The following is a 22,946-nucleotide window of genomic DNA, read 5'->3' as shown; positions in this document are numbered from 1 at the left end:
CCTCCTACTTGGTTACGTGGTCATGCTTGTGGTCGTGTTTGTGATCATGGTCATGATCATGGTAATGATCGTGGTCATGGTTATGATCGTGAGCATGGTGGTGATCGTGGTCATGGTGATGATCATGGTCATGGTGGTGATCGTGATCATGATGATGCCCGTGATGGTGGTGGTGATGTCCATGTCCGTGATCGTCATCATGGTGGTGGTGATGGTGGTCGATATGCTCCATCGCTGCCAGTCTGTACTGACAGGTGTCACAGTTCAGCTTCACTTCCCCGTGCAAAGCTTCCTCGACGCGATCCTTGAGCACTTCTTTCAGCAACGGGTGGAAACCGAAATACTCGGCCATCTCAAACTGGGCATCCGGATATTGCGCGCGGAACTTCTCCAGTTGATCGCTCATCCGTTTGATCAGCACACCTGTAAACAGGAAGTACGGCAACAGCACGATGCGCTTGGCGCCAAGCTTCAGGCAGCGCTCCACTCCCTCGTCGTACAGCGGGTAGGTCACACCCATGAAAGCTGTCTCGACCAAAGGCGCCTTGTAACGCTCCCAGAAAAGGCGGGACATTTTGTAAATATCACTGTTGGCATCCGCGTCGCTGCTGCCGCGCCCGATGACGAGCACAGCCAGATCGTCGTAATCTTCACCGGAAGCGAAGCCCGCTTCTGCCATGCGTGTAGACAAAATGTTGATCACTTCTTCGTGAATGCCGATCGGACGACCGTAGATGAACTGTACGTGCGGGTGCAGCTCCTTCGCTTCGTCAATCGCCGCCGGGATGTGGATTTTCGCATGCCCCGCAGAGAACAGGATAATCGGGATGACCGCTACCCGCGTCGCTCCTCTCGCTACACACGTATTCAATCCTTGCAGCATGTCTGGTCTGGCAAACTCGAGAAAGCACGTCTCGATAACCGGCACATCCAGCTCAGGCGCAAGGGAAGCGACAAACTGGCGAATCTCTTCGTTGCCTTCCGGGTCCTTGCTTCCGTGTCCTACAAATAAAACCGCGTCCATTTCGTTTCCCCCTCGTTTTCGGTCAACTCCGCTACCTATTGATCCGTCTGTCAATCTCCGCAAGCGGCGTTCTCGATTTCCGCTTTGGCAGGTTCGTACCAGGCATACCCCTCCAGCTCGCCTACCCGTTGGAAAAACTTGTGGAAGCGCTCATTCGGAAACGCCTCTTTTTTGAATCGGTTCACGATTCGCTCGACAAGCGGCACAATCGCCTCTTTATCAATGCCTTCCGCAACCGGAATGCCGGAATGCGCGTTACGTCCCACCGTTTTCGCGCCCAGGAACAAATCGAATTTGCCTTTGCGGAACACGATTCCGATATCCTCCTGAACAGCTCCATAGCAGGCCATGCCGCAGCCGTTAAAGCCGATTCTCAGCTCTTTGGGCATTTCCTTGCCACCCAGCCGCTGGTGCAGCTCCTCCGCGTACGGGATGCTGTCTTTTTTCTCGCCATCGCAAAAATCGCACGCCTTCACCTGCAACACATCCCCGATCGGGCTGAGGATAAGCCCCAGCTCGCGCAAACGGCTGGTCACGCTTTCCGGATCAGCAGTCGGCACACGCATGATGATCTGGTGGTGCGGGGTATATTCGATCTCGCCTTTTTCTCCTGCGACTTCGGCGATCGCCATCATCTGCATCGGCGTGATTTTTTTGTTGGCGACACCGGGACTGACGGCGAACTCAAAAATCATTTCCGGCTGAAACGATGAAGCCGTACGAACAGCGCTTGCTTGGGCAGGCTTCGTTTCGATGCCTTTTGCCGTATTGACGGCACTCAGCGCTTGCATGGCCCAATCGAGCGGCGAGCGCTCTGCCTGGTGAGCAACCGTTTGCGCTGCCTGTTCCACCGGAGGAGCTTCCAGGACAGCCGTACTCGTTGCACTTCCGGCTAGTCCGGCTTGACCAGCAGCCGACGGACTTTCCACATCAGTCGCCAGCACAGGTCGCTCACTTGCTGGCTCTACTGTCTTTGGGGCAGTCGTGCCCACGCTTTCGTCGCCTGCTTCCAATGACCACGGTTCATTTTCCACGCGCAGCCGTTGATGCGGCTTGAGCGGCTGTTCGTCTGCCGACAGCGTGTATTTGCGCTGGTAGCCGCGCGGCGTAATCATTTTGCCATCGTATACGAACGTCGAAGAGTTCCCGATGATGACCGTCGTCAACATGCCGATGTCGTGCTCCAGCATTTGCGCAAGTGTCGTCACCACGACCGTCTCGCGCTCGCGGTAGGCGCTTTTCACGATTCCGACAGGTGTATCAGGCGAACGGTATTGCAAAAGGATGCGCTGCGCCTCCACAATCTGGCGCGTGCGTCGACCGCTGCGCGGGTTGTACAAGGCGATGACGAAATCAGCCATCCCGGCTGCATCGATCCGTCTGGCAATCAGCTCCCACGGCGTCAAGTGGTCGCTCAAGCTGATCGTGCAGGCGTCATGCATGATCGGAGCACCGAGAATAGCGCCACAGGAGTTGATCGCCGAGATGCCCGGAACGATTTCGATCGGAACGCCAGTCGCCTCTGTCCAGCCTTTCTCGACCAGCACTTCGTAGACCAGACCCGCCATCCCGTAAACGCCGGAGTCTCCACTGGAGATCACCGCTACTTTTTTGCCTTCCTCTTCCGCTTGGCGCACGGCTTCGCGCGCACGCGTCACTTCCTCGGTCATCCCGGTGCTGACGATCTCCTGATTGGTCAAAAGTCCGCGGATCAAATCCACGTACGTCGAGTAACCGATAATGACGTCAGATTCTTGCAGGGCTTCCCGCGCACGCTTGGTGATATGTTCAAAACTTCCCGGGCCAAACCCGATCACAAACAACTTGCCGCTCATACGGCCCCTCCCCTTTCCATCGCATACGTGTCGCATGCAGGCGTTATATGGTCTTACTCTTACGGTGTCTTTTCGCTCATCATCCGGCTAGACAAGTGCCAGAGCTGCTGCAATCCCCGAACATAAAAGCAGGCACAGCAAGGAAGTGAGATACATCAGACGAATGGTTGCCGTGATATCGGCAGCAGCCAACGGCCGATGCGGGTCCCCGAGCCTTGCCCGATTGGACGGCACACCCTGGTAGTAGTTAAGACCCCCAAGCTGTACGCCAAGTGCGCCAGCCACCCCCGCTTCCGGCAATCCGCTGTTTGGACTTGGATGCAGGTGCGCGTCTCTTTTGATCATCGCCCAGCACTGTCTCCAGTCCAGTCGTTGCAACCAGCTTGCCATGACCAAAAGCAGCGCGGTCAGGCGAGCGGGTATGTAATTCATCACGTCGTCAAAACGCGCGGACGCCCAGCCCAAGTTTTTGTACTTCTCATTTTTGTAGCCGACCATCGAATCAAGCGTGTTGGCCGCCCGATAAGCCATCGCCAGTGGCGCACCGCCCAATGCGGCGTAGATCAGCGGGGAAACAATCGCATCCACGATGTTTTCCGCTACCGTCTCCACCGCCCCCCGGCAAATTTCCGGCTCATCGAGCTGATCCGTGTCACGCCCTACCACCATCGACAAGGATCGCCTTGCCGCCGCCATGTCATTTGCCAGCAGATGGCGGGCAATCTCCAGCCCGGCGTCCGCCAAGCCTTTTGTCGCGATCGTCGTGGAGATGAGCCAGGCTCCAACCACCCACGCGAGCAGTGGATGCACGAGAGCAGCCACCCACAAAATCAGCCAGACGGCGGCATAGCTGCCTGACACGATCAGGAGCGGAAACAAGATTCCCGCCAGCTTCAAATGCGATTCCCGCTTGACGACAGCGCGAATGACACGCTCCAGCCGCGTGATCCACCATCCGATGATCACCACCGGATGCGGCAAGCTGCGCGGGTCGCCTACCGCCCGATCAATCAAGTATGCCGCGCACAATACCCACACTTCCGTCATGTTGTCCCTCTCTTTAGCTTCCCAGCCTTTGTCTGTGCCAGCGCTGCCCATCCCACTCCGCAAACAGCGCTTCTCCGTGCTTTAGCCCGTCTACTTGCCAGTATTGGCGCGGATCTTTTGCAAGCCATGCCGCCTGGAACCAGCGGATCACTCCGCCGTGGGCAACCAATACGGTCGTTTCGTTTGGTTCCCGCTGTTGCCGATCCATCAGCTTGCACAACCAGCCGTCTACGCGGTGGCCCAGCGCTTGCAGGCTTTCCCCGTTAGGCGGACAGCAGTGAAAAGGATCGTCGTACCAGCGCGTAGCCCGCTCGCAATCCGCCTGCATCAGCTCGTCGTAGGTCAGCAGCTCCCAGTCGCCAAAAGACAGCTCCCGCAAAGCCGGAACAGAGATGATCGGCACATCCCATACGTCGGCCAGCGGTTGGGCCGTCTCCATGCACCGGAGCAAATCGCTGGCGTAGAGCGCATCAGGCCGTTCGATCTGGCGGGACAAGCGCTCTGCCAGTTCACTCGCCTGCCTTTTTCCATCTATGTTCAAAGGGACGTCGCTATGCCCGAGATATCTGTGTTCCCGATTGCTGTCAGTCTCGCCATGGCGTATCCAGACCCACCTCATAACCACCAACTCCCGACCAGTACAAGCAGCATGACCGCCTCGCTGCTCTCGATGACCGCCCCGTAGCAATCCCCGTTCAGCCCGCCCAGCTTGCGGGCAACCGAACGACAGAACAGCAGAGCGAACAAGCACGATCCAGCGATCGCCGCGACGACCTGCCAGCCGCCTGCCAGCCAGCCAACTGCGAGCAAAGCCACATAGCCGATGACGATCGCCCACAGCGACAATCCGGCGCTGATGCCTTTGCCGATCCCTTTATCCGCCGACAAGTACGGCCAGAACCGAATGGCAAGCAGGACATGGGTCCGCGCCGCTGCGGGAACAAAAACGAGGAGCAGCCCCCAGCCTGGATGTGTCAGCTCTGCCAAAGCGCCCGCCTTGAGCAGCAGTAGCAAAAGCGCCGCCAGCACGCCAAAAGCACCCACGCGGCTGTCCTTCATGATCGCAAGCACTTGTTCTTTTGGCCTGCTGCTGCCCAATCCGTCCGCCAAATCCATCCAGCCGTCGAGATGCAGTCCGCCTGTGATGTACACCCAGACGACGAGCGTCAACACGGCGGCAAGCCACGGACTGAAGAGCGAAAGCCCTGCCTGGTGGACACCCCATAGCAAAATACCTATGACCAGCCCGACAGCAGGATACCAGTTGACGCTTTTTTTCCACGCCTCATCGGATGGGCGCAGCCACGGGACGGGAATCCGCGTAAAAAAGGCAATCGCGTGCCAAAATGCATTCATCCTTTGATCCTCCACGGGATTCCGGCCATTACCGCGTAGACGGCATCTGCCTGCCGTGCAGTCTGTTGATTGACATCCCCGAGCACATCGGCGAACCATCTGCCCAGCCGGTTCATCGCCACTCCGCCCAAGCCGACCTCGCTGGTGACTGCGATCACTTTTTGCGGGGAGCGGCTGACGAGGGCAAGCCACGCCTCCAGTTCCTGCAAAAGCGCTTCGGTATGCTCCTGGCTGCGCCACTGCGCTTCCTCGACGCTCATCAGCCGATTGCTCACCCATGTCGACAAGCAATCAATCAGCACGACCCCGTAGCCTGATGCAACGCTCTCGTAGTCGCAAAGCCGCTCCCCTACCTCGACGCTTCCCCATTGACTTGGACGGCGCTCTTTGTGCCGCTCGATCCGCTGCTTCATCTCTTCGTCCCAGGCTTGCCCCGTTGCTACGTAAAGAACTCGCTCGCCAGCCTGTTCGGCCAGCTCTTCGGCAAAGCGGCTCTTGCCGGAGCGAACGCCGCCTGTCACCAACACCAGACTCAACGCTTGCCGCCCCTTTCATCCCGCACCTCGCGCAAGACCGCCATCAGGCGAGCATTTTCCGCACTTCCGCGAACCGCGATGCGCACGTCATGGGCAGTCAGTCCGGGATACATCGCGCAATTGCGGATCAGCACCCCTTTTTTGCCAAGCCATTCTTGCAACTGGGCCGCCGGCAGCTCCCCCGGCGAGCGAACGAGCAAGAAGTTCGCCTCTCCCGGCCACACTTGCCATCCCAGCTCCTTGCCGACGAAGTCGAGCAATTTGGCCCGCTCTTCGGCGATCAGGCTGCGGGTTTTTCGCTCGTACTCCTGCTCCATCAGGCACAGTTCCCCCGCCAAAAGGGCCAGCGCATTCACGCTCCAGCTCACTTGCTTTTGCCGCATGTTGGCGATCGCGTCCGGATGGGCGATCGCGTATCCCAGACGCAGGCCGGGAATCGCATACATTTTCGTCATCGACCGCATCAAAATGACCCGCGGAAAGCTCTCCAGGCGACTCGCCAGCGTAAATTGCCGTTCTTCCGCCACGAAATCGAGAAAAGCTTCGTCCACGACCAGCCAGGTGCCTGTCTCTGCCGCCCAGTCCGCCATTTGCAACAGCTCCTGCGGCTCGTACAAGATCCCGGTCGGGTTGTTCGGCGAGCCGACAAATACGAGATCAGCCTGTTCAAACAGCTTGTACAGCTCGGCGCGATCCGGCTTGTAGCCGTTCTCTGCTTTTCCGTAGCAACCAATGACACGCGCGCCAAACTGCTCGGAAAGCTCTGCATATTCCGAAAAGCACGGATACACGACGCCGACTGTCTCTGGTTGCAGCCCGAGAATCGCCAAAGCCATCGCTTCCGCCGCTCCATTGGCTGGCAAAAGACATGCTTCCGGCAGTCCGAGACGCTTCGCCAGCGCCTGGCGAAACTCGCGGTGTCCCGGGTCCGGATAGCGCAACACCGCAGACAGCGAATCCAGCAGCATGTCCCTGACCCGTTCCGGCATGCCGAGCGGATTGATATTGGCGCTGAAATCGAGAAACTCCCCTGGCTTTACGCCAAAGCGTTGCGAGGCGGTCAGCAAGTCGCCACCGTGACCATACGTTTCCAGCACGTTCATTAAAATTCTACCCCCAGCACTGCTGGTATTCCTTCGTCATAGTAATGCTTGAGCGGCTTCATTTCTGTCACCAGATCAGCCATGTCCATCACTTCTTGCTTGGCGCTCCGCCCCGTCACGACCAGATGCACATGGCTCGGCCTGTTTTGAATCGCTTCCAAAACATCCGACAGCGGCAGCACATCGTCAATGGGAAAACGATCGATCGCCAGCGCGTTGTTCAGCTCGTCCAAAATCACGACGTCATACGCTCCCGAAGACAGCTTTTCCCGGGCAAAAGTCCACGCCTCCTTGAGCGCTTCCCGATGCTCCTCTGGCGTCTTCGTCCACGTAAAGCCTACGCCCTTTTGCACGATCTCGATGCCGAGCTTGTCAAAAATGATTTTCTCTCCATACGTCCGCTCAGGCGACTTGATGAACTGAATCATAATCACCTTTTTCCCCCGCCCGGTCGCCCGTACAGCCAGGCCCACCGCTGCTGTCGTCTTTCCTTTTCCGTCTCCGGTATAGACCAAAAACAGTCCACGTTTATTGCTCACAACGCACACCCCCAGATTGAAGTGAAGACCTTGCTGTCATTTTGACCCTACATACTTTTCAGGGCCCCCGTCAGTTACCTAAAAAGGATAGTTTTCTCCAGCCCTTTTCAGGTACTTTTCGGGGACCCCATTGTCCAGTCCAAAAAGTGTCAGCGATTGCTTGTCAGGCGCACAAAAAAACGCTTTGTTTTCCAAAATCTAGAAGGAAAACAAAGCGCGGATAGCTGACAAAAACAATCCTCACCTCTTCCTTTGACCCGAAGGAAAACAGTGCATACACCAAAACAGGCAGGTTTCCTGGCTCAAGGATCATCACTCTTCTTCTCCTTCCCGCCTCGTAGTGGGGCAGTGGATGGCGCCGTTGCCAGGAAGAAGAGCTACTCTTTTACAGTGGCGGGACCGCGTTGGCATTTCACCAAACTTCCCTTTTAACCCTGTCTTTCACGAAATAAGCACTCGCAAAAACACAAGGACCTGTTTTCTATCCTATTCAAATGTCGTTCATTCATTTCAATAACACTCACTTGTTTTAATAATAGCAAATGCTACCGTGGATTCAAGCAAAAGCTGCAAATCGGAGAGGGAAAATGGAAAAACACGGAAAATCCGAGGGAGCGATTCTTGCAAACAACGAAAAAAGCCAGCCTGAGCTGACTTTTAAACTTCCCATCATTAACCAGCGAGGAAATCAGCCAAGATCACTTCCATGTCAAACGGGGTAATCCCCTCTTCCATGGAAAAAACCGTGTCTGCTTCCTCCATCCGGTCGGTAATCGTCCCTCTCGCCTGTGCGTGCAGGGTGAACAGCTCGTGCAAGGTCGGCTTCACAAGTGTCGTCAGCGCGCGGCCCATCCATTCGATACCGCCGCCATTTGCCTCTACGTTGTTGACGAAGCGCGGATGCGAACGCAGCGCGATGTCCGTCCAAATGACTTTTCGCTCTGCCAGATCGAGAATGACCGGGAGGCAGATCGTCGAACGGGCAGCGATGTCGGCTTTATCCTGAACTGTCAACGGTTCAAAAACTTCGCCGGACTCGGGCTGACTGCGGATCATCCAGCCTGCGAAGCACTCCGGCAAATCGCAATACGGCTGGCTCGTAAACGAGTTCAGTGACATCACGACATAGCGCCCGCCGTATCGAAGCACTGACTCGATATCGACATCGATGAACTCGCACGCTCCGTTCGGCGCTTGTACGACATCGCCGCTATGGCAGGCGCGATACTTCTCGGACCGCAAATTGGTGTAGGACACATGCTCCATGTACGTCCACTTCTCGTCATACAGGACAGCGGACAAATCGATATCTACCCGCCCGGTAGGGACATCGTTGACGATCCCTTCCTTCCACCAGGTGAAAAAGCGGATCGTGCTCCCCTCGGGGATCGGCAGTCTGGAGCCGCGCGCTATCGTGCGCAACGCCTTGCTTGCCGATCTTTGGGAAAAAGGCACCAGTTGCTCGTGCAATTGCGGGTCGATATAAACTTTTCCGAGAGCAGGCAAGGCAGAAAAGCGCTGAATCAACACCTCGCGACATATCCCGGCTGCACGCGCGCGCTGTTCATCCACCAGCCGTGGAAGCGCATTGGGGATCGCCTGTACTTTTGCCACTTCTCCTTTTGGAAAGAACGTTCGCCACTCACCGTATCGCTCCCGCTTGTCAAAGTGATTCATCACCTGCAAAAGGACGGGGGTCGATACAGAAGTCGCTATCTGCTCAAAGGAGCGCAACACCTGATCGCCCGCTTCCGTCAAGCGGAGCATGTGATCCAGCCGTCGGGCAAATTCACCTGGCCGTTGCATCAGCAATCTGGTCGCTTCTTTTATATCGCACACCAGGATCGCCAGCTCGACCTGACTGTTGAAAGTCTCGATGCGCCGATTGTTGCGCAAAATATCAAACGCTTCCGCTGCCCGCGGATAGCGGTCTTTGTATTCAAAAGGATGCAAAATCTCCCCGAGGCGAATCCAGCGGTTTTTATAGCGCTGCATGTCTTCCGCCAGGTTCGGGCTTGCTTCCAGCAATCGAAGCAACAGCCTGCGCTCGGCCCGTCTGAACTTGCGAAACTTCACAGGAGCAGCCAGGCTGACATCCCCGTCGGACAGAGCCGCCGCCAGTCGCAGAACATCTGTCGACGTCTTGCAATACTTCGCCAAAAAGTCAGGCGGCATTTTGTCAGCCCGAAGCAACACGCTCGCCACGACAGCGGCATTTTCCTTGTGCGGGATTTCCGGCGGCAAAGCTTCCGCAATCCCTTTGCAACCGTGAATCAAGCCTTTCAAGTCTTCCTTGTCCTGAGCGGAGAGCGAACTGTTCGCCCGCAGCATGTTCATGCCTATTTGCAGCAGCTCTTCGTCCGTTCCCAGCTGAATCACTTTCAAACGGGATTCTTTCAGGAGCGGCAGCCGCTTTTTCACTTCATGCACGGGAAGCTGCCACGTCAAGTAATGGATAATCGCCTGGAGGTACAGTTCCCCGTCGCTCGCTTCCATGACCTGGCGCGGGAAATTCGGATAAAAAGGCTTAAAGCGCCTGGAGGCACCGACCATGTCTTTTAAAACTCTCACTACCTCCGAGTAGAGCGGGAAAAATTCCGCTTCGGACAGCGTGCGGATTCGCTCGATCAGCTCCAGGGAAAACGTGTAGCCCAGGCTCTCCATATTGCGCAAGGCCGCAGCCAAGTAAGAGACAGGCAATTCATGCTGTCCCGCTTTCACAATCAGTTTGTTTTTCCGGCGAAGGTAGATTTGATTTTTCATCGGCAGCAATAAAAAAAATCAGGAAAGCAGTACCCCTAATATCCAAGTTGAGTAGAAGGAAGGTGTACAATAGCCTGATTTTTTTGTTCCTTTTGTCATTTTTATACATATTATCCTGTTTGCCATAGGTTGTAAAGGCTCTCCCGAAAAATAGGAGTTTCTTCACAGGCGGTCTGTTTGGCCTTGCATCCTTTCGATCAGGCACTGGAAAACAACCCCATAGTACAATAAGACAGCACCTGCCTGAAATGAAAAACATTGAGGACATGACAGATGAAAAAAATTCAGCAAATCATGGCGCTGGCTGTACTGCAAAGCGCTGTTTCCTTCGGCACTCCTGTCTGCGCACAGCCCGTCGACGTCACGGTAAACGGGCAAGCTGTCGCCTTTCCCGACGTCCAGCCGTATGTAGACGCACGCTCGCAACGTACGCTGGTGCCCGTCAGATTCGTGGCTGAAAAGCTCGGGCTGCGCACGCAATGGGATGCAAAAACCGGACAGGTTACGCTGCAAAACGCGACAACCACGATCAGGCTGACGGTCGGTCAAAGCATTGCGCACGTGAACGGCAAGCAAGTCCAGCTGGATACGGCAGCTGCGCTCCGCAATGGCCGGACAATGGTGCCGCTCCGTTTTATCAGCGAATCATTTGACGCCCGGATCGATTGGAACGCCGAGCGCAATCTGATTGTTATCGCGACAGCCGCTCCAAAGCAGCACAGCACGTGGCTGTGGGATGCGTCCTTGCTTTTGAGCGGTCAGGAACAGGAGCGAATGATTGAATTTGCCGCGGAACAGCAAGTGACGAGCATTTACTTGCAAATCGACAAGGACATTCCGCAAGCTGTATACCAATCGTTCATGCAAAAAGCGCAAAAAAGGCAAATCAAAGTAGAAGCATTGAACGGCCGCCCCGGATGGGCTTTTCCTTCCGGCCACAGCCAGATCGAGGCTTTTATCGACTGGGTCGAAGCCTACAATGCGGCTGTCGCCCCTGAGGAGAGGTTTTCCGGGCTGCATTTTGACATTGAACCGTACGTGCTTCCCGAATGGAAAAGCGATCAGACACGGGTCGTCAGCAACTGGATGGACAGCATACGCCTGATCGAGCGCAGAACAAAAGCGAACGGTCTGCGGCTTACGCTGGACATTCCTTTTTGGCTGCATCAGGTCAAGGTTCCCGACACCCGCTACAGTTTGAGTGCGTGGATGCTGGAAAAAGCCGATGCGGTGGTCATCATGGATTACCGCAACTCCGCTTTGGGCAATGACGGAATCATCGCCAATGCCCAGCCGATTTTGCGGGAAGCGGGCACATTGGGCAAGCAGGTCATCGTCGGAATCGAAACCGCCCCCAGCGCGGAAGGCGCCCATACGACTTTTCATTCGCTGCCGACACATGTGCTGAAAACAGAGCTTCAGCTCGCCAAGGAAAAGCTCGCTCAGCACGCAAGCTACGCAGGCTTTGCCATTCATGACTACAACCACTGGACGAAACTAAAGCAAGACAGCTTCTGAGTGTCCGGGCTGCTCGGGCTCGGGATACGGGAACAAATCCGCTACCCGCACGCTTTGGCCGCTTTCATTCGTGTAGACGACATGCTCGCGAGTAAAATCACGCGGGCTTTCCAGTCCACAGGCTGCGGCGAGCGAAAACAAGCCTTCGCGCAACTGCAAAATATAGTTCATGACCCGCCACTGCTTTTCTTCCGGGGCGAGCGCCTCCTGGTATTTGGCGTCCGTGGTCGTAATTCCGGTCGGACACTTGCCTGTATGGCATTGCATCGCCATGATGCAGCCGTTCGCCATCATGAAGCCGCGCGCAGAGTTGACAGCGTCCGCCCCTAAGGCGAGAGCAATCGCCACTTTGTCAGGCGTGATCAGCTTGCCGGACGCAAAAATTTTGAAGCGGTCACGCACGCCGAATTTCCGCGCCACATCGTCGAGGATGAGCAGCGCAGGATAGAGCGGCAGCCCCATCCCGTCCGCCATCGCTTTGAAAGTCGCGCCAGAACCTCCCTCCGAGCCGTCAACCGTAATGAAATCGGGGTAAATATCCAGCTCGGTCATTTTGGCGAACAGCGGCTCCAGCCTTTTGGCGTCACCGACGACGATTTTAATTCCCACTGGCTTTCCGCCCGCTTCCTGCAACGTGCTGACAAACCGGAGAGCCTCCTCTGGTTTGGTCAGAAACGCAAAACGGTTGGGGGAATTGACCGTTTTGCCCACAGGCACCAGCCGCGCTGCCGCCACCTTTTCTGTCACCTTGGAGCCTTCGAGATGGCCGCCCCGTATTTTTGCCCCTTGATGAAATTTCAGTTCAAACGCTTTGATCGCAGGCTGACTCGCCTTGCGCTTGTATTCCTCGATCGAGAATCGCCCTTCGTCATCGCGGTATCCGAACATGCCTGGCCCGATCTGTGCGACGATATCCGCGCCTGTAGCGAGGTGGACTTCCGCCACGCCCCCTTCCCCTGTGTTGATCCAGGAACCGCCCGCCATTTTGGCTCCGCTTCCCGTAGACAAAATGTAGTTTTCTCCGACCGCCCCGTACGATGTGGCAGATGCCCCGAACATGCCTTTGAGCCGCCACGGGTGTTCGCGGCGCTCTCCCACGACAATCGCATCCTGATCAGCCAGCAGCCACGGCTTCACTTGTTCCTCGATGAACTTTTCCTGGCGAGTGAACAGGCCCTCATCTGTAATCACGTACTTTTTGCCCACAAGCACTTGCTCGTTGTCTACCCGCAGCTCGCTCGTCAGCTTGGGAAACATGGCGTTGGACAAGTAAAAGCCCGGCTTTTCGTAATCTCGTCTGCCGCCAAACGAGATGAGATCCGTGCGGTATTTCGCCGCGTAGACCAACCCGACGAAATCAGCGCGGGAAAACGGTCTGCCGTCTGTGTCGTTGTCAAACCAGTATTGGCGAAATTCCGGCCCGAGCTTTTCCAGCAAATAGCGCACCCAGCCCAAAAACGGGTGCGAGCGGATAATCGAATGCTTCGGCTGTTTGGACAAGGCGTACATATATCCGAAAAAGACAAGCGGCGGCAGTACCACCACCACGAGCACCATGATCAAAAGTATCGACTGCATCTTGTTTCCCCTCCGGCATTGAGCATCTTCGTTCATTAGGATGCTACCTGATCCTTCCTCTCATACAGTACGGCGGTTTAGGGCAATTCCGCTCCTGTTTTTGTGCAAAATATTATTTAAAGTAACTTTCAAATGATATTGATTATAAATATCATTCATGATAATTTGATAGCAGAACCATACATCATGCCTACAGAAACGAGGAGATTCTCGATGAGCGCACGCATTGGACTTCCCGCACCCGATTTTACGATGGACACCGTGACGTTTGACAACGGCTTCCCTGTTCCGAGAAGCTTGGTCGATTACCGCGGCAAGTGGCTGCTGCTATTTTTTTATCCATTTGATTTTTCCAAAGTATGCCCGACCGAAATTCTCAGTCTCAATCGCCGAATTGACGAGTTCCGTGAGCTGAACGTCGAAGTGCTCGGCGTCAGCGGAGACAGTGTACATACGCACAAAGCCTGGATGAGAGCAAGCGACGGAATCGGGCCGCTGTCGTTCCCGCTGGCTTCTGATTACAGCAAAGAAGCGACCAACAGCTACGGCGTGCTCGATGAAGCGACCAAAGCACCGCTGCGGGCGAGCTTCATCATTGACCCGGAAGGCATCTTGCAGTATGCGGTTGTCTCCAACTCCAAAGTGGGCCGAAGCGTAGATGAGACATTGCGGGTCATTGAAGCTTTGCAATCCGGCGGCCTGTGTCCGATGGACTGGAAGCCAGGGCAAAAAACGATCTCTTAACAGGCATACAGCAACTGACAGGCAACGAAAAACCTCGACCGAACGAGCTGGTTGACAGCTCCGGTCGAGGTTTCTTTTTGGCGAACAAACAGCCTAATCGTACTTCTCGTCGTCCACGCGTATTTGCCCGTCCACGATCAGCTCCAGCTCCGTTTCGAAGTTCAGCACGATTTCGCCCGGCATCTGGTCGGCGACCTCTGCCAAATCGGGAAGCAGCAGCGCGTCTTCCAGCGTTTTGGGCTTTGCTGGCAGCTCATTGAACCAGCCGCGAATCGCATCCATCAGCTTGTAAAACGACGCCTCGAACTGGTTGGCGTCATCTTCGGCGTCATCCTCATGGCTTCTTTTCATCCGCTCCCACGCATCCAGCGTCTGGCGCAGTGCTTTTTCGATCGTCGCGTCCATGCTCCGCCCTCCTTTTCGCTCCTGTATTCTTCCTAGCTAGTATGACCGCTTTCGCTGCCCTTTTCCAGCCTTTCCGGCACCTCCGCTTTCGGATGAAGTCCCTTCCATTTTTTATAATCGTTGCGATTTTTGACACCTTTTATAGCCCGTTTGAGTCATACGCAAATGAATCGGGACTGCTATCCTAGTCTTAGCTGGCAGCCCCTTCCCTCAGGAGGAATTATCGAGAGCTCTCATTACAAAGGGGGGAACGTACCCTGACTCGTACTAGGAACAAAAAAATGGCGCTTCGCCAACTGCTGTCTGCTTCCCTGGCAATCGCGCTTGTCATGCCTGCTGCCCTCACAGCGCTGGCGGAAGAGTCCGCAGACTCCTTGCAAGCACAGATCGACCGGGCGGCACCAGGCGAAACTATCACGATACCGGAAGGCAAATACGAAGGGCCGATTCGCATTACGAAGCCGCTCAAACTGGTGGCAGACGGAGACGTCAAGCTGACCAACCCGAGCGAGGAAGCTGCCTTGATCATCGCGGCAGACGACGTTACCTTGCAAGGCATTACGGTGGTGGACAGGAGAATCAACAGCGAGGATGCCTCGATTATCGTCAAGGGCAACCGCAATCTGCTGGAAAAAGTCACCGTGGATACGATGGGAACGGGCGTTCAGTTGCGAGGGGCCAACTCCAATACGCTGCACAAAGTTTTCGTCATCGGCAAGGTAAAAGACAGGGGCAGTACGAGTGATGCCGGCCACGATCACAGCGCTCATCTGTCCAAAAGCCAAAGCAAGCCAAAGGTGACGGTCCAGGCTCAAAAAGGAAACGGCATCGACCTGTACGACTCGAATGGCAATCGCCTGACCGACAATCAGGTGACGAACGTCTTTGACGGAATCTACCTGGAGAAAAGCAGCGGCAATCAGCTGGAGCAAAACTGGGTGGAAAAGTCGCGCTACGGCTATCACCTGATGGGCACCACGAATACAACTTTGAAAAACAATACCGGCAGCGAAAATGTGACAGGCGCGATGCTGATGGAAACAAGCGAAGCCACAGTCATCGGGAACCAATTTTTGAAGCAGCAGAAAAATCCGAACTCCCAAGGCATTTTGCTGTACGATGTGCAAAACTCGCTCATCACGGACAACCGCATCGAAGGGAACCGGGTCGGACTGTACCTGGAGCGCTCGACCGGGATTACCGTCAAAGGCAATCAGCTGGCGCTCAATTTCGTCGGGATGCAGCTCACGTCCTCTTCGCAAAACACGTGGACGAACAACCAGTTCATCTCCAATGTCATCGCGGCGCAAGCCCAGGACAGCGCCACTGACAACATAAACGGCAACTATTGGGACAACTTGCTCGGTCTTGACGTAGACGGCGATCATATCAGCGATCTGCCGTACGAAATGAACCCGTTTTACCTCGGCCTGACTGACGCCGTTCCCGCCTATCAGCTGTTTTTCCAGTCGCCGGGCTTCGTGTTTCTGGAAAATTTGTTCACAAACGGCGCAGGCAGTCCGATTCGGGACAACTCGCCGCTGATGCCGACATCCGCTGTCTTGGCAGCCGATGCCCAAACGACCAGCGGCTGGGGTGCTGGCATACTTGGCCTCATTCTTTTACTGGGAAGCTGTACATTCATATACGTAGGAGTGAAGAAATCATGATGAAATTGAAAAAATGGGTAACCACACTGGGAGCAATCGCAGGAATCAGCCTGCTCATGGTCGGCTGCGGAAAAGAAGAAGCACAGCCTGTAGACATCGCGGAAGGCGTAGACAAATGTGACCTCTGCCACATGCACGTGCCGAACGACCACAACGCAACAGAAATCATTTTGAAGGACGGCAAAGCGCTGAAGTTCGACGATATCGGCTGCTTGCATGAATGGACGAAAGAACACGGAACAGACGAAGTCGCCATGCAATACGTTCGCGACTACTATACGGCAGAGTGGACAAAAGCCGATACGGCAACTTTTGCCTACGACAAAGAATTTAAAACGCCAATGAGCTACGGTATCTACTCGTTTAAAGACAAAGCGGAAGCGGACAAATTCGTGGCGGAACAAAAGAAAGGCGTCGTCATGAACGCGGAAGGCCTGAAAAGCCACACGTGGGAACGCAGCATGAGCGAGCATATGAAAAAAGACGGACATTCTTCGGGCGGACATCAATCGGGCGGTACGGAGAGCACTCCTGCCCCAGCACACGGCAATGGCACAAGCACGCCAACGACTACACACCACTAATACCACGAATAGAGGAAGTGGCGAGCCTTGCACATCAATCTGATTGCGAAAAGGGAAGTGAAGGTAGGTTTCCGCAACCCATGGTCCTACTCTTTCATGGCTCTGTTTTCCCTGTTTAGCCTGGGGCTGCTGGTGATCCAGTCGCAGTCCTACATGAAAGGCTACACGTATACGACAGGCACCATGCTCAATCTGATTTTGTATTTGCTGCCGCTGATGACGATGCTCCTCTCCTCTTTCTCCCTGACTGCGGAGAAAGAGGAAGGTAGCTGGCAACTGCTCTCGACCTACGCGATGACGACCTCGTCGTTTCTCATCGGCAAATACGTCGGCCAGGCGCTCGTCCTGATTGCCATCGTCAGCTTTGGCTACGGCATCTCCGGGGTGGCTGGACTTTTGCTCGGCAAAAGCTTTGCCTTTTCCACCCTGCTGTTCCTGCTCGTCTTCTCGATTTGTCTGATCCTTTTATTCCTCGGAATCGCCATGCTGATTGGCGCGCTGTGCCGGAATCGCTGGCAAGCTTTGACCATGGGCGTCAGCATCTGGTTTTTCTACATCTTGGCCTGGCCGACGCTGTTGATTTCCTTGCTCAGCTTCGTGCCGTACACATGGATCAAGCCCTTGCTGCAAATCGTGACTTTTTTCAATCCAGCTGAATTTGTCCGCGTCTATTCTGTGACCCGGCTTGGCGGCGGTGCCATTTTCGGGCCGGAATACTACAAGTGGATTTACTGGATCGACTCGGCGCTCGGCGACGTTTGCTTCGTCGCACTCTGTCTGCTGTGGATTAGCGCTACGCTGTTTATCGCTACCCGGGCATGGGAAAGGAGATAATACGATGCAAACATTCGGTCTTACCGTCGATCAGGTAAGCAAGACGATCAACGACAAAACGATTGTCCATCCTTTCAGCCTGCGCATCGAGCCTGGCGAAGTGGTCGCTCTGTGCGGCGGAAACGGAGCGGGAAAAAGCACGATCCTGCGCATGCTGGTAGGCATTCTCCGTCCCACTACAGGCACGATTCAGCTCAACGGCATGAGCTGGGAGGAGCAGCGCGTCGACTATTTGCAGCAGATTGGCTACATGCCCGACCATTTCTCCTTCACGGCTGGTCTGACTGCACGCGAGACATTGGAGTTTTACGCAGCGTTGCGCAATCGGACCGCAGAAGATGCCGACCGGATGCTGAAAGCCGTCGGTCTGCACGATGCCCGCAACAAGCGCGTTTCGCACTTTTCCAAAGGCATGCAGCAACGTCTGCTGTTCGCCCAGGCGATCCTGGCAAAACCGGCCTTGGTCGTCCTGGACGAGCCGACAAACGGCCTCGACCCTTACTGGATGGACGCCTTCGTCGATCTCGTGCGCGAGCTGCGCCTGGCGGGACAGTCGGTCATCTTCTCCACTCACCAGCTTCAAGTAGCTGACGCCGTGGCTGACCGCGCGATTTTCCTCATGAACGGACAAATCGTCCGCGACGACACGATTGATCAGTACCAGGAGCAGTACGGCAATGTCGGGCTGTACGGTGCGTTCGCGGAGCTGGTGTCTCGGGCGCATGCGCAATAAAAAAGCTTGGGAATAATCCCAAGCTTTTTGCTTTTATTCAGTCCATCGATTTGATTGCAGCCATTTCGGCAATCATCAGCGCTGTCGCTGCCTTGGCAATCCCTTTCCCCTGAAAAGCCTTGTCTACCATGATTTTGTAACTCAAATCGCCTTCGCTTCCATATAAAAAACAGATAAAAACTTTTTCACGCTGATGCGGCATTTTGTCGTCTTTTCTCCGGCTTCCAGCTCCTGCATCCGTTGGCGAATTTCCTGGAAGTCAAACAAGCGCGGGGCAAAATGCTCAAAAGTCGGGTTCGCGTAATCCGTCAAACCGAGCGAGGACAAATGCGTAAACGCTTGCAACACCATGCGGCGAATCCGCTGCTCCATCGCCCGTACCTCTTTGGTCAACGCCTGCTCGTCGAGGCTGCCGTGCAACTTGAGCAAAATTTGCGTGTACAGCTCCTTCAGCTGCAAATCCCGCAGTTTGTCCACTTCCCGATCGTTTTGCGCAAGCCAGCCCATGATGACGAGCAAATCGTGCGCCCCCGCCTCGCTTGCGATCCCGAGCTGCAACAACAGTTGTCTCGCTTTTTGCGCCAAGCCCTCCTCGTCGGAGGAATGAGCTTTCAGCCCGCCCGTCGGCTGCTCTTTTCCTTTGACATCAAGAATTTGCAACGACTTGCGGATAGATTGCAAAGAGGCTTCCAGCGTCAAGTAATCAGACACCCTTTTGAGCACTGCGATGACCTCCAGGCGGTTGATCGGCTTCTGGATAAACGTATCAATCCCCTGCAAATAAGCCTCTCCGATCATCTCCTTGTTCTCCACCTGAGAAACCATGATGAACCGGCCCGCGAACCCTTCCGCTTGCAACTTCTTGATCGTCTGGATGCCATCCAGCCCAGGCATGAGCAAATCGATCAGGACGACATCTACTCCGTAAAGCTGATCGATGGAGACACAGTTGCCATCGCTTGCCTGGCCGACGATCTCGCCCAGGCCGCTGTCCGCTATGATTCGCTCCAGCATGCGCCGCACTACGGCATCGTCTTCAATCAAAAAGAAACGTATCATCGGTTATCCTCCCTCCCCTCTCAGCAATTGATGAGTCGGAATCCGCACTTCAAAATGAGTCCACTCTCCCAGATCGCGCAAAATGTGCAACTGTCCCTGCAAGCTCTGCACGATGCCTCTAGCATGTGTCAGGCCAATCCCGGTGGATGCGTTGCCCTGCGCGTCGTATTTCGTCGTATAGCCCGGTTCAAACACCCACTCCCGTTCATCCTGCGAGATTCCCGGCCCGGTGTCCAGCACCTGAAAGACGATTTGCCGCCCTTCCAGTCTGACGTTCAATTCAATTTTACCCGATCCGTCGATTGCTTCTACGGCATTCGCCACCAAATTGTTCAGCACAGACAACAGCGCATAAATTTGATTGGTCGCCAGGCTGACCTGACAGCTCCAGGCAAATTCGATTTCTTTTCCGAGCATCTCCGCATACTTCTGATTCGCTCGCATCACCAGCTCGCACAATTCGCCGACAGGCATCTGGGGAGCCAGTCCCTCCTGATTGATCAGCTTGGAAATACCTGCGAGAATGCGCTGCGAGTCTTTTTTTACCTCGTGCACATGCTCGGCAATCGTCAAAGCCGTAGGAGATTCGGCATGCTGCGACGTCAGCAGCCGCCTGTACAACCGATAGCTTTCACGGGTGATGTCCTCCAGTTGCGTCATCGATTTGCGCAAGTAAAACGCCTCTTCGTAAAGCTCGGTATTGATCATCCGCAGCCGTTCCAGCTCTTGCTGGCGCACCTCGCCAACCGCCCGAATTTGCCGGATCGAGACGCTGTTGTACAGACCGACAGCGAAAAAGCTGCGCAATACGCCGAAGAACAAGAGCATGAAAAAGCCTTGCCACGTAAGCGGCGGAAAACCGTTCAAAAACTCGCGCACCTGCAATTCGACCAGATTGGAAGCAAAGTCGACAGAAGCTCCGATCAGCCCCATTTTCAGCGGAAATTCCACGTAGTTTCTTGCCCGCAGCACCCGGAACAAAATGGCAAAGCTGAAATAGTAAAACGCAGAGGGAAGGTGATCATACACGCTTTCCAGCCACGGGCCGTAGCCCATGAGCATGTCCATGCCGACCCGAAAGCCGAGGATGAACGTCCCGGTTAAAAAGCCTGTCGTGATCACAGGTACGGAAGAAAACCAGAGCAAACCGAAAGAAAAAGCAGCAATCCCCAGCGAGAAGCGAAACGATCCTCCAAGTGGATTGACCTTCATCTCTCCGAAAAAGGCCGTTGCCAGCATAATAATCATGAGGACCAACAGGCGCTCGCGCATAGATTCCCCCCTTTCCTACGCAAAAAGATCTCCCATTCCTATTTTACTAAGAACTGGAGATCCGAACAGATGCTTTTGCATCAGGCGTGTTTGTTTTCAAGTCGTTTGGACACGATCGACAAGGCGTAATTGACGACGAAGTACATGACCGCTACCAGCAGGAAGGTCGGGATCACGTAGTTGACGTTGCGCCCGTTGATGATTTGCGCGTGGTTCATCAGCTCTGGCAGGGCGATTACGACGGCGAGCGACGTGTCTTTCAGCAGCGAGATGAACTGGCTGACGATCGGCGGAACCATTCTTCGCAAAGCTTGCGGCAAAATGATGTGCCACAGCGTTTGCACGTAGGTAAGGCCCGATGAACGCGCAGCCTCAATTTGCCCTTTTTCCACCGATTTTAAACCGCTGCGCACGATCTCCGAGAGCATCGCCGCTTCAAAGATGACCAGTGCAAGGACAGCTGCATAAAACTTGTCGAGCTTGATGCCGACTTCCGGCAAAGCAAAGTACGTGAAAAATATAATCAACAAGAGCGGCAGGTTGCGGATCAGCTCGACGACTGTAGCCAGAGCTTGGGAAACACCGGGAATATTGGCGTAACGCAGAACCCCGACGACAATCGCGATCGCAAAGCTGAACACAATCGCTAAAAAGGCAACTTGCAAAGTAAGCCAGAAACCTTCGAGCAGGAAGGTCAAATGACTGGGCGCGTATGCTCCGATAAAGTCCATGTTTTCCCCTCCCTTAGCGGCTTCCAGCCAAGCGTCGCTCCCAATAGCTGACGAGCATGCTCAACGGAAGTGTCAAAATCAAATAAAAGATAGCGACAAAAATGTAAACGTCAAACGTCACGAATGTGTCGGCAGAAATCAAATCCCCGAAGTACATCAAATCAAGACCCGCGATGACACCGAGCACCGAGGAATTTTTCACCAGGTTGATAAACTGGTTGCCCATCGGCGGGATGACGACCTTGATCGCTTGCGGCAAAATGATGTAGCGCATCGCCTGTCCGTACGTAAGTCCCGAGGAACGGGCTGCTTCCATTTGCCCTTTTGGTACAGCCAAAATTCCGGCGCGGATAGTCTCCGCAATGAATGCTGCGGTGTACACGGTCAGTCCAAGCGTCCCGGCTACGAATGGCGCCAGCAAAATGCCCATGGCAGGCAGACCGACAAAGAACAGAAACACGACGAGAATCAGCGGAATGTTGCGGACGAACTCCACGTAAGCCGTTCCGATCCAGTTGAGCGGGCGAATCGGCGAAATCCGAAAAATCGCAAAAAGCGTTCCCAAAACAAAGCTCCCGACGAGAGCGAGCAGGCTGGCTTGCACCGTGTTCCAGAAGCCTTCGAGGTACATATCCCAATGATCAAACAAGATGGAAAAATCGATCATAGCTGTAGCGATCCCCCTAGTCGTAAGAAAATAAGGGAATGAGCGGCGAAGTGAACCGCTCATCCGTCATGGAGTAGAACCGCTTATTTTTTTGGTTTTTCCCCGATCCATTTTTCATAAATCTTGTCGTATTCGCCGTTTTCCTTCATTTCTTTCAGCAGGTCGTTGACGGCTTTGACAAACTCAGCGTCGCCTTTGTTGATCGCGATACCGTACGGCTCTTCGGTGAACGTTTCTTCTGTTACACGGTAGTTCGGATCTTGCTTCGCCATTCCGTACAGGAGAGCGTTATCGGTAGTGAGCGCATCGCCTTGTCCAGCCTTGAGCGCTGTGAAGGCTTCTGCGTAGTTTTCAAATTCGAGCACTTCTACATCAGGCGCGCTGGCGCGAATGTTTTTCGCAGAAGTGGAGCCTTTGGCTGTCAGCACTTTCATCCCTTTTTGCAGGTCTTTGAGTCCGTTGATCGGGCTGTCTTTTTTCACGAGCAAAGACTGTCCAGCCAGGAAGTACACGTCGGAGAAGTCTACTTCTTTTTTGCGGTCCTCGGTAATGGTCATCGTCGCGATAATTGCGTCAATTTCCCCGTTTTTCAGCATCGGGATGCGCGTTTTGGAGGTTACTTCCTTCAACTCGATTTTGTTTTCGTCGCCGAGCACTTTTTTCGCAATCGCTTTGGCGATATCGATGTCGAAGCCTTCTACGTTGCCGGACGCCGGATCTTTCAAACCGAACAGGTTCAGGTCGTACTTGACGCCGACGACAAACTTGTCTCTTTCTTTGATTTTTGCCAATGTTCCGGTACCAGCTGCCGCACCAGCGCCAGTCGAAGCGGTTCCTCCCTCCGACTTGGCCCCGCCACAGCCTGCCAAAGCAGTTGCGCTAAGCATCAAGACAAGACCCATTCCCGCAATTTTTTTCCAGACGTTTTTTGTTTTCATTTGATTACCC

22 protein-coding genes and 1 riboswitch are annotated in these 22,946 nt (G+C 54.7%); of the genes, 6 read left to right on the top strand and 16 right to left on the bottom strand.

Annotated elements, in window-relative coordinates:
* Positions 1 to 4: 4 nt before the first annotated feature.
* The 9 genes from M2298_RS00420 to M2298_RS00380 all read right to left on the bottom strand — a co-directional run bounded on the left by M2298_RS00420 (position 5) and on the right by M2298_RS00380 (position 10,203).
* A complete protein-coding gene (locus tag M2298_RS00420; protein WP_280648092.1) occupies positions 5 to 1,024 on the bottom strand; it encodes a sirohydrochlorin chelatase in 1,020 nt (339 codons plus the stop codon).
* Between the two features lie 50 nt (positions 1,025 to 1,074).
* Positions 1,075 to 2,859, bottom strand: a complete 1,785-nt coding sequence (gene cobJ / locus M2298_RS00415) for a precorrin-3B C(17)-methyltransferase (protein ID WP_280648091.1) — start codon at positions 2,857 to 2,859, stop codon at positions 1,075 to 1,077.
* 87 nt (positions 2,860 to 2,946) lie between these two features.
* Positions 2,947 to 3,906: an adenosylcobinamide-phosphate synthase CbiB gene (cbiB, locus tag M2298_RS00410; protein WP_280648090.1), complete on the bottom strand. Its 960-nt coding sequence runs from the start codon at positions 3,904 to 3,906 to the stop codon at positions 2,947 to 2,949.
* Between the two features lie 13 nt (positions 3,907 to 3,919).
* Positions 3,920 to 4,525 carry a histidine phosphatase family protein gene (locus M2298_RS00405; protein ID WP_122962805.1) on the bottom strand — a complete coding sequence of 202 codons (606 nt, stop codon included), beginning with the start codon at positions 4,523 to 4,525 and terminating at the stop codon, positions 3,920 to 3,922.
* On the bottom strand, positions 4,522 to 5,262 hold the full coding sequence (gene cobS / locus M2298_RS00400) for an adenosylcobinamide-GDP ribazoletransferase (protein ID WP_280648089.1): 741 nt from the start codon (positions 5,260 to 5,262) through the stop codon (positions 4,522 to 4,524). The genes M2298_RS00405 and cobS overlap by 4 nt, the downstream gene beginning before the upstream one ends.
* A complete protein-coding gene (cobU, locus tag M2298_RS00395) occupies positions 5,259 to 5,789 on the bottom strand; it encodes a bifunctional adenosylcobinamide kinase/adenosylcobinamide-phosphate guanylyltransferase (RefSeq protein ID WP_233454051.1) in 531 nt (176 codons plus the stop codon). Before cobU ends, cobS begins: the two co-directional genes overlap by 4 nt.
* 5 nt (positions 5,790 to 5,794) lie before the next feature.
* The gene (gene cobD, locus M2298_RS00390) at positions 5,795 to 6,901 is read right to left on the bottom strand and encodes a threonine-phosphate decarboxylase CobD (RefSeq protein WP_280648088.1); all 1,107 of its coding nucleotides are present in this window, start codon (positions 6,899 to 6,901) and stop codon (positions 5,795 to 5,797) included.
* Positions 6,901 to 7,440 carry a cob(I)yrinic acid a,c-diamide adenosyltransferase gene (cobO, locus tag M2298_RS00385; protein ID WP_173596035.1) on the bottom strand — a complete coding sequence of 180 codons (540 nt, stop codon included), beginning with the start codon at positions 7,438 to 7,440 and terminating at the stop codon, positions 6,901 to 6,903. The genes cobD and cobO overlap by 1 nt, the downstream gene beginning before the upstream one ends.
* Positions 7,441 to 7,710: 270 nt before the next feature.
* A riboswitch (cobalamin riboswitch) is annotated at positions 7,711 to 7,932 on the bottom strand.
* A gap of 180 nt (positions 7,933 to 8,112) precedes the next feature.
* Entirely contained in the window at positions 8,113 to 10,203 is a 2,091-nt protein-coding gene (locus M2298_RS00380; RefSeq protein ID WP_280648087.1) for a TerD family protein, read from the bottom strand.
* 273 nt (positions 10,204 to 10,476) lie between these two features.
* Here M2298_RS00380 and M2298_RS00375 point away from each other — a divergent pair, with 273 nt between their 5' ends.
* The gene (locus M2298_RS00375; protein ID WP_122962799.1) at positions 10,477 to 11,721 is read left to right on the top strand and encodes a copper amine oxidase N-terminal domain-containing protein; all 1,245 of its coding nucleotides are present in this window, start codon (positions 10,477 to 10,479) and stop codon (positions 11,719 to 11,721) included.
* On the opposite strand, the gene M2298_RS00370 is transcribed toward M2298_RS00375, so the two are convergent.
* Positions 11,701 to 13,299, bottom strand: a complete 1,599-nt coding sequence (locus M2298_RS00370) for an FMN-binding glutamate synthase family protein (protein ID WP_274874968.1) — start codon at positions 13,297 to 13,299, stop codon at positions 11,701 to 11,703. The genes M2298_RS00375 and M2298_RS00370 overlap by 21 nt on opposite strands.
* Before the next feature lie 213 nt (positions 13,300 to 13,512).
* Between M2298_RS00370 and M2298_RS00365 the strand changes: the two genes are divergently transcribed.
* Positions 13,513 to 14,043, top strand: a complete 531-nt coding sequence (locus tag M2298_RS00365) for a peroxiredoxin (RefSeq protein WP_173596032.1) — start codon at positions 13,513 to 13,515, stop codon at positions 14,041 to 14,043.
* A gap of 93 nt (positions 14,044 to 14,136) precedes the next feature.
* On the opposite strand, the gene M2298_RS00360 is transcribed toward M2298_RS00365, so the two are convergent.
* Positions 14,137 to 14,448: a hypothetical protein gene (locus M2298_RS00360; RefSeq protein ID WP_274874967.1), complete on the bottom strand. Its 312-nt coding sequence runs from the start codon at positions 14,446 to 14,448 to the stop codon at positions 14,137 to 14,139.
* Between the two features lie 281 nt (positions 14,449 to 14,729).
* On the opposite strand from M2298_RS00360, the gene M2298_RS00355 reads away from it, so the two are divergent.
* From M2298_RS00355 to M2298_RS00340, 4 genes are read left to right on the top strand one after another with little or no spacing between them, the layout of a single operon-like run.
* Positions 14,730 to 16,118, top strand: a complete 1,389-nt coding sequence (locus M2298_RS00355) for a right-handed parallel beta-helix repeat-containing protein (RefSeq protein ID WP_274874966.1) — start codon at positions 14,730 to 14,732, stop codon at positions 16,116 to 16,118.
* Positions 16,115 to 16,702, top strand: a complete 588-nt coding sequence (locus tag M2298_RS00350) for a nitrous oxide reductase accessory protein NosL (protein ID WP_122962795.1) — start codon at positions 16,115 to 16,117, stop codon at positions 16,700 to 16,702. The genes M2298_RS00355 and M2298_RS00350 overlap by 4 nt, the downstream gene beginning before the upstream one ends.
* A 27-nt stretch (positions 16,703 to 16,729) precedes the next feature.
* A complete protein-coding gene (locus tag M2298_RS00345) occupies positions 16,730 to 17,536 on the top strand; it encodes an ABC transporter permease (RefSeq protein ID WP_274874965.1) in 807 nt (268 codons plus the stop codon).
* A 4-nt stretch (positions 17,537 to 17,540) separates the two neighbouring features.
* Positions 17,541 to 18,269: an ABC transporter ATP-binding protein gene (locus tag M2298_RS00340; RefSeq protein WP_280648086.1), complete on the top strand. Its 729-nt coding sequence runs from the start codon at positions 17,541 to 17,543 to the stop codon at positions 18,267 to 18,269.
* A 141-nt stretch (positions 18,270 to 18,410) separates the two neighbouring features.
* Here M2298_RS00340 and M2298_RS00335 read toward each other — a convergent pair whose 3' ends face one another.
* From M2298_RS00335 to M2298_RS00315, 5 genes are all read right to left on the bottom strand, one after another.
* Entirely contained in the window at positions 18,411 to 19,328 is a 918-nt protein-coding gene (locus tag M2298_RS00335) for a response regulator (protein ID WP_122962790.1), read from the bottom strand.
* Between the two features lie 3 nt (positions 19,329 to 19,331).
* Complete coding sequence (locus M2298_RS00330; RefSeq protein WP_122962789.1) at positions 19,332 to 20,600, bottom strand: sensor histidine kinase; 1,269 nt, start codon at positions 20,598 to 20,600, stop codon at positions 19,332 to 19,334.
* Positions 20,601 to 20,680: 80 nt separating this feature from the next.
* Positions 20,681 to 21,331, bottom strand: a complete 651-nt coding sequence (locus tag M2298_RS00325) for an amino acid ABC transporter permease (RefSeq protein WP_122962788.1) — start codon at positions 21,329 to 21,331, stop codon at positions 20,681 to 20,683.
* A 13-nt stretch (positions 21,332 to 21,344) separates the two neighbouring features.
* Positions 21,345 to 21,998 (bottom strand): amino acid ABC transporter permease, encoded by a 654-nt coding sequence (locus tag M2298_RS00320; RefSeq protein WP_063228395.1) that lies wholly within the window; start codon positions 21,996 to 21,998, stop codon positions 21,345 to 21,347.
* A gap of 83 nt (positions 21,999 to 22,081) precedes the next feature.
* Positions 22,082 to 22,936: a glutamate ABC transporter substrate-binding protein gene (locus M2298_RS00315; RefSeq protein WP_122962787.1), complete on the bottom strand. Its 855-nt coding sequence runs from the start codon at positions 22,934 to 22,936 to the stop codon at positions 22,082 to 22,084.
* Positions 22,937 to 22,946: the final 10 nt, after the last annotated feature.

This window comes from Brevibacillus sp. 1238 (assembly GCF_029892995.1).
Taxonomy (GTDB): Bacteria; Bacillota; Bacilli; order Brevibacillales; family Brevibacillaceae; genus Brevibacillus; species Brevibacillus parabrevis.
Note: the sequence above shows the minus strand (reverse complement) of the source record. Positions and strands in the feature narration are given on the sequence as shown.

Excerpts from the sequence above, each read along its gene's own strand:
- M2298_RS00350 (WP_122962795.1), top strand. The coding sequence starts at position 16,115 with ATGATGAAATTGAAAAAATGGGTAACCACACTGGGAGCAATCGCAGGA.
- M2298_RS00355 (WP_274874966.1), top strand. The coding sequence starts at position 14,730 with ATGGCGCTTCGCCAACTGCTGTCTGCTTCCCTGGCAATCGCGCTTGTC.
- cobD (WP_280648088.1), bottom strand. The coding sequence starts at position 6,901 with ATGAACGTGCTGGAAACGTATGGTCACGGTGGCGACTTGCTGACCGCC.
- M2298_RS00420 (WP_280648092.1), bottom strand. The coding sequence starts at position 1,024 with ATGGACGCGGTTTTATTTGTAGGACACGGAAGCAAGGACCCGGAAGGC.
- M2298_RS00380 (WP_280648087.1), bottom strand. The coding sequence starts at position 10,203 with ATGAAAAATCAAATCTACCTTCGCCGGAAAAACAAACTGATTGTGAAA.
- M2298_RS00340 (WP_280648086.1), top strand. The coding sequence starts at position 17,541 with ATGCAAACATTCGGTCTTACCGTCGATCAGGTAAGCAAGACGATCAAC.
- M2298_RS00320 (WP_063228395.1), bottom strand. The coding sequence starts at position 21,998 with ATGATCGATTTTTCCATCTTGTTTGATCATTGGGATATGTACCTCGAA.
- M2298_RS00365 (WP_173596032.1), top strand. The coding sequence starts at position 13,513 with ATGAGCGCACGCATTGGACTTCCCGCACCCGATTTTACGATGGACACC.
- cobS (WP_280648089.1), bottom strand. The coding sequence starts at position 5,262 with ATGAATGCATTTTGGCACGCGATTGCCTTTTTTACGCGGATTCCCGTC.
- M2298_RS00330 (WP_122962789.1), bottom strand. The coding sequence starts at position 20,600 with ATGCGCGAGCGCCTGTTGGTCCTCATGATTATTATGCTGGCAACGGCC.
- M2298_RS00325 (WP_122962788.1), bottom strand. The coding sequence starts at position 21,331 with ATGGACTTTATCGGAGCATACGCGCCCAGTCATTTGACCTTCCTGCTC.
- M2298_RS00315 (WP_122962787.1), bottom strand. The coding sequence starts at position 22,936 with ATGAAAACAAAAAACGTCTGGAAAAAAATTGCGGGAATGGGTCTTGTC.
- cbiB (WP_280648090.1), bottom strand. The coding sequence starts at position 3,906 with ATGACGGAAGTGTGGGTATTGTGCGCGGCATACTTGATTGATCGGGCG.
- M2298_RS00335 (WP_122962790.1), bottom strand. The coding sequence starts at position 19,328 with ATGATACGTTTCTTTTTGATTGAAGACGATGCCGTAGTGCGGCGCATG.
- M2298_RS00405 (WP_122962805.1), bottom strand. The coding sequence starts at position 4,525 with ATGAGGTGGGTCTGGATACGCCATGGCGAGACTGACAGCAATCGGGAA.
- cobJ (WP_280648091.1), bottom strand. The coding sequence starts at position 2,859 with ATGAGCGGCAAGTTGTTTGTGATCGGGTTTGGCCCGGGAAGTTTTGAA.
- M2298_RS00375 (WP_122962799.1), top strand. The coding sequence starts at position 10,477 with ATGAAAAAAATTCAGCAAATCATGGCGCTGGCTGTACTGCAAAGCGCT.
- M2298_RS00360 (WP_274874967.1), bottom strand. The coding sequence starts at position 14,448 with ATGGACGCGACGATCGAAAAAGCACTGCGCCAGACGCTGGATGCGTGG.
- M2298_RS00370 (WP_274874968.1), bottom strand. The coding sequence starts at position 13,299 with ATGCAGTCGATACTTTTGATCATGGTGCTCGTGGTGGTGGTACTGCCG.